This window comes from uncultured Microscilla sp., from assembly GCF_947493425.1.
In the GTDB taxonomy this organism is placed as follows: Bacteria; Bacteroidota; Bacteroidia; order Cytophagales; family Microscillaceae; genus Microscilla.
This window is the reverse complement of record NZ_CANLRP010000309.1, coordinates 1-4,536: the sequence shown is the minus strand read 5'-3', so window position 1 is coordinate 4,536 and position 4,536 is coordinate 1. Positions and strand designations below refer to the sequence as shown.

Genomic DNA, 4,536 nt, shown 5'->3' with positions numbered 1-4,536 from the left:
CACAAAAAAATGGTTGATGTTGAATAAAGCTGCATTCGCAGAGAAGTCGGGAGACTTCTAACAATCAATCGTGTCAAATAGCCTTTCAGAAGACTTAACACAACAATGTTAGCACAATTAATGGGTTTAAGAAATAGTCACTACCTCCACAACAAAATGCTTGTCCAAACAGCCAATGGTACAATGGTACCCCAAATCAATTGGTTGCGGTAAAAACGGCGTTGGCGACGCTCCCACTCGTCGCGTTGATTGGTGCGGTTTTGCGTAGCCAATATTTCGTTTTGTTGTTGTAGGGCAAGTTGTCTCAGTTCTTCTTGCTTGGCAAGGGTTTTATCAAGGTATTGTTTTGCCTCACTATTTTCGGGACGGTAGTGTAACGCATCTTTTAGGTCAAACTCGGCATTGTTGTAATCTTGCAAATGATAATAAGCAATGCCCCGTTGCAAATAAGCTTGAGCATCATAAGATTTTTTTTGTAATACAACGGTAAAGTCTCTGATGGCTCCAGCATAGTCTTTCACTTTGAGTTTTGCCTTGCCTCTTTCGGCATACATAGCACTATAGTAAGGCATGCGTTCAATGGCTTTATCCAGGCTGGCAATAGCAGCGTCGTATTGCCCAGCCTTGACCTGGGCTTGCCCGGTGTGGTAATATTGTTTGTATTCAAGTACTTTTTGGGCTTGCGCCTGATAAGTCAAACCTGTGATCAATAATATTAAGTAAATGGTGTTTTTCATAGTATCCCAGTTTTAATTATAGCCTATACGCTGGCTGTTGATAAAACGCTTAATAATAGTAATTATTTTTGTCTGCCCTCTCTCCTTATTTATTACTTTTTTGGGTAAAAACCCACGTTGCCCATTATTTTGGCTTCCGCCAATTTTATTATCAAAAAATAAAATAAAGTTACCTAGTGTCATTTTGCAGCTTGTTTTCTCCCACCGCCAGACTGGAAGGCTTAAAAAATACTCAATCCAACATTAACCACTTGATTATCAACGTATAAATTCAGGACAGAAATCTTGCTAAAAATCTAACCCAAGCAAAGTTTAACAAAAAAAATCAACTAAAATTGGCGTAGGTTTTTAGTTGGCAAACGCAGGTGGGTATAGTATCTTTGCTCACATAATAAACAAATCACTACACAACTTACTCTCTTAACTTACTAAATAACACTATGAACACCCAACACTACTTTCAACAATTGACCTCTTTGGAGATAACACAAACACCTGAAAAAAACGCCCAAAGTATAAACGAGGTCAAAAACAGGATCAATCGAGGCATCAAAAAAAGGAAGTCTGCACAAGGTGGGCTTTCTTTTTAAATAATTAACGGCTGATTGCTTGCCGTCCATTGTATAAAACCAAGACAATCAAAACATAACCCAAACACTATGAACACCACCTACTGGCAAAATGCACAATCCTTGAACCAACGCCATGCCAACCAACCACCCCAAAAAAGCATTGCCCGCAAAAGATTTAAAAAACTAAGGGGCATTGACTTATGCTGGGAACTGGTGCAACCACTGTCAGAAGCAATAGTCCAATCAGACAAAGATAAAAAACTGAGGGGTTTTTCACCAGGGCAACAAGCCCTGTTTACCCTATGGCACTTGGACAGTGAGGTAACCAGTGGGGGATTTGTCCAGTTTTTTTGGAATGGTTACGCAGTGTATGTGCCTGTATTGAGCAACGGCTTAAGCCTGATTGAAGCCAAAGCTATGGAACGGCTCATCACCGAAGCCTACGAAGAGTACCAACTACAGCAAAGTACTTTTACCGAGTATGCTTCGCTCATAGACAGCCCACTTTATGCGGAGTTGGAAAAGTTGAACCAAATGGATTTTGAGTATTTCAGGCTACACAAAAAAACCATTGACAAAATGGAGCAATACATCAGAAAATATCCTGAAGAATTTATAGCTTTTACAGACTAACTACTATCTGACTATCCGTAGTTTTTTTAAAGGGGTAATAGCACCTGGTTTTTGGCTGGGTGCTATTTTTTGTTGCTTTTATTTTCTTTTAACTCCAGTAAGAAAACAAGCCCTTTTCCTGAAACTTTTCAAAAAAATATCAGTTATATGACCAATCACTTTCAATTAAATTTAACAAAAAAAATGAATAATACTATACTGGATACGCCCTTTATCACTTATAAATACTTTGAAGAACCAGGTTTATTTGTAATTGACTACAAACCCTCTACTGAGCATATGTCGCTTGAAGAATACCAAGAGTTCATTTTAGAACTAAAAGAACTCACCCTGGAACATAGCCCCCAGTTTCTGATCGACAACTCTGTCAATCGCTTGTATATTGTAGGACCCGAAATGCAAGAGTGGACAGTAGCACAGCTAGGACCTGCCTGGATAGGGTTTGGATTAAAAAAATATGTCCAAATACTCGCTAGAGACTTAGTAGCCAACCTATCAGGGCAACAAACAGTAGAGGCTACCAAGAACATTCCGAACATGTTTGAAACCAAGTTTTTTGAAAATACTGACGATGCCCTTGCCTGGTTTGGTATAAAGGTAGATTTGAGTAGCTAAACTCAAATCTAACCACCTTCCTAACCCATTGTTTTACAGTTACCTATCCTTCTTTTTAACTTGCTATTTTTCCAACAAAAAAATTCCTTTCTGGCAAAGCCAAAAAGGAATTCGTCTCATAGTCTATTGTGAGCACTTAACAAACTCACTCATTCACACTTTTTTTATTCATACTGCGCAGTAGCTTTTTTATAAGCCACCACCTGTTGATGATAATGGCTCAGGGCATCAATGTATTCACTTTTAGCTTTTTGCACATCTGCCTGAGCTTCCAACAACTTAGAAAGGGGCACCACTCCTGCCTTATGGCGGTCTTTGATCGTTTGCAAGAACTCTTCATGTTGGGCTACTTTTTTTTGCCCCAATGCTATAGCCTGCGCACTTTCGGTGAGGGCATAATATGTTTTTTGGATTTGTAGTTTGAGCAATTCCTTGGTTTCATCCAATTTGTTTTGTGCCATTTTTTCGCCCAATACATGTTTTTTCAGCGAGTGGCGCTTGCTCCATACATTAGATATTGGAATCCTAACTGCCAAAAACACCCCTACTCTTGCCAACCTGCCATCACTGCCGTGCTCCATTGCATCAGAATAAAAAGCACTGGCGCCTAGCCCTACTTCGGGCAAAAAATGCCCACGCTCAATTTGAGTTTTCATCTCTTCTGCCTTTACCACCTTTTGCAGCAATTGGTACTCACTACGTTTGGGTACACTAGCGGCGGCTTCTGCTTGTATGCTTTGAGGCAAAGTACTTGGGGGCAAAGCATCGGTCAAGCGAATGTTTTCGTTGTAGTCTATGCCCAAATGTTGGCAAAAAGCCATCAATGCCAACTGTCGGCCATTTTTAAGCTTCAATTTGTTCAATGCGACTTCGCTTTGCTTGAGCCCTACCTTTAGCACATCACTTTTATCAATCAACCCCGCCTTGAGCGCGTCTTTGGCTTCTTTCAGTACTGTTTCCAGTAATTTTTCATAAGCATCCAAGGTTTTTTGCTTCTCGTCAAGCGCCACAATCTGCCAATACATGCTTTCGGTTTTGGCAATCAACTCAGTTTTAGATAAGCTTACCTGCAGCTTGCTTACCTCTACCCCTAACTCGCTCAAACGATTGCCCGTTTTGATGCGCCCTCCAGCGTACAAGGGTTGCATTACAGTAATGTTTCCGGTATGCATGCGGTCGCCTGCCCCCAACGAAATCGCAGGCAAAAAAGCAAATTGGGTAGCTGTAGGCAAAGTTCGTGGGTCACCGTTGTACACAGGCAAGTTGCCCGAAGGATTGTCAAACTCTATCATTTTTTTGTTGAGTTGCACCGCATAAAAACCTGCCTCTACTTTAGGCAAGTGGTGCATCCAGGTTTCTTTGCGCACTGCTTCTGCTTTTTGTTGCTGTAGCTGAGCATATTTCATCTTTTTACTGTGCTGCAACACCAAATCTTTGCATTGTTGCAGGCTATAGCCTTGTTGAGCAATGGCGAACGCTCCACCCCACAGGCTAAAAATCAAGGTAAATATTATATGTTTGTTCATTTCTATTTAGTTTTTTTTAGTTAAGAGTTGGGAGTCCATAGTTGGGAGTTTTTTTAGTTCACAGTCAATTGGTAGTTGGTAAAAGCTTTTACTCTCAATTTTGCAAAATACAATAAAAACCTACTACCAACTCCTGACTACCAACTACCGTCTCCTGACTACCGACTACCGATAGTTAAGAGTTGGGAGTCCGTAGTTGGGAGTTTTTTTAGTTCACAGTCAATTGGTAGTTGGTAAAAGCCTTTACTCTCAATTTTGCAAATACAATAAAAACCTACTACCAACTACTACCGACTACCAACTCCTGACTACCAACTCCCGTCTCCTGACTACCAACTACCAACTCCTGACTTCCATCTACCAATTTCATAATCTGCTGATAATCAGGAAGCTATTTTTTGTATTTGATAGCCCATTCTTAGAGCTTTTTTTTGTAATTTCTTCAACTCCCTT

5 protein-coding genes are annotated in these 4,536 nt (G+C 40.4%); 2 read left to right on the top strand and 3 right to left on the bottom strand.

Features of this window, described 5'->3' with window-relative positions:
• Positions 1–140 precede the first annotated feature (140 nt).
• Both Q0954_RS32910 and Q0954_RS32905 read right to left on the bottom strand, forming a co-directional pair.
• Positions 141–737: a hypothetical protein gene (locus tag Q0954_RS32910; protein WP_299465956.1), complete on the bottom strand. Its 597-nt coding sequence runs from the start codon at positions 735–737 to the stop codon at positions 141–143.
• Between the two features lie 12 nt (positions 738–749).
• Positions 750–920: a hypothetical protein gene (locus Q0954_RS32905; protein WP_299465953.1), complete on the bottom strand. Its 171-nt coding sequence runs from the start codon at positions 918–920 to the stop codon at positions 750–752.
• A gap of 476 nt (positions 921–1,396) precedes the next feature.
• Here Q0954_RS32905 and Q0954_RS32900 point away from each other — a divergent pair, with 476 nt between their 5' ends.
• A complete protein-coding gene (locus Q0954_RS32900; RefSeq protein WP_299465950.1) occupies positions 1,397–1,942 on the top strand; it encodes a DUF4375 domain-containing protein in 546 nt (181 codons plus the stop codon).
• A gap of 183 nt (positions 1,943–2,125) precedes the next feature.
• Positions 2,126–2,557, top strand: coding sequence for a hypothetical protein (locus tag Q0954_RS32895; RefSeq protein WP_299465948.1), 432 nt, complete (start codon positions 2,126–2,128; stop codon positions 2,555–2,557).
• 164 nt (positions 2,558–2,721) lie between these two features.
• Here the strand turns inward: Q0954_RS32895 and Q0954_RS32890 are convergent, their stop codons facing one another.
• Complete coding sequence (locus Q0954_RS32890; RefSeq protein WP_299465945.1) at positions 2,722–4,083, bottom strand: TolC family protein; 1,362 nt, start codon at positions 4,081–4,083, stop codon at positions 2,722–2,724.
• Positions 4,084–4,536 lie beyond the last annotated feature (453 nt).

What these genes read in the sequence shown, in the direction of transcription:
- Q0954_RS32910 (WP_299465956.1), bottom strand. Translation starts at nt 737, where the DNA reads ATGAAAAACACCATTTACTTAATATTATTGATCACAGGTTTGACTTAT.
- Q0954_RS32905 (WP_299465953.1), bottom strand. Translation starts at nt 920, where the DNA reads ATGACACTAGGTAACTTTATTTTATTTTTTGATAATAAAATTGGCGGA.
- Q0954_RS32900 (WP_299465950.1), top strand. Translation starts at nt 1,397, where the DNA reads ATGAACACCACCTACTGGCAAAATGCACAATCCTTGAACCAACGCCAT.
- Q0954_RS32895 (WP_299465948.1), top strand. Translation starts at nt 2,126, where the DNA reads ATGAATAATACTATACTGGATACGCCCTTTATCACTTATAAATACTTT.
- Q0954_RS32890 (WP_299465945.1), bottom strand. Translation starts at nt 4,083, where the DNA reads ATGAACAAACATATAATATTTACCTTGATTTTTAGCCTGTGGGGTGGA.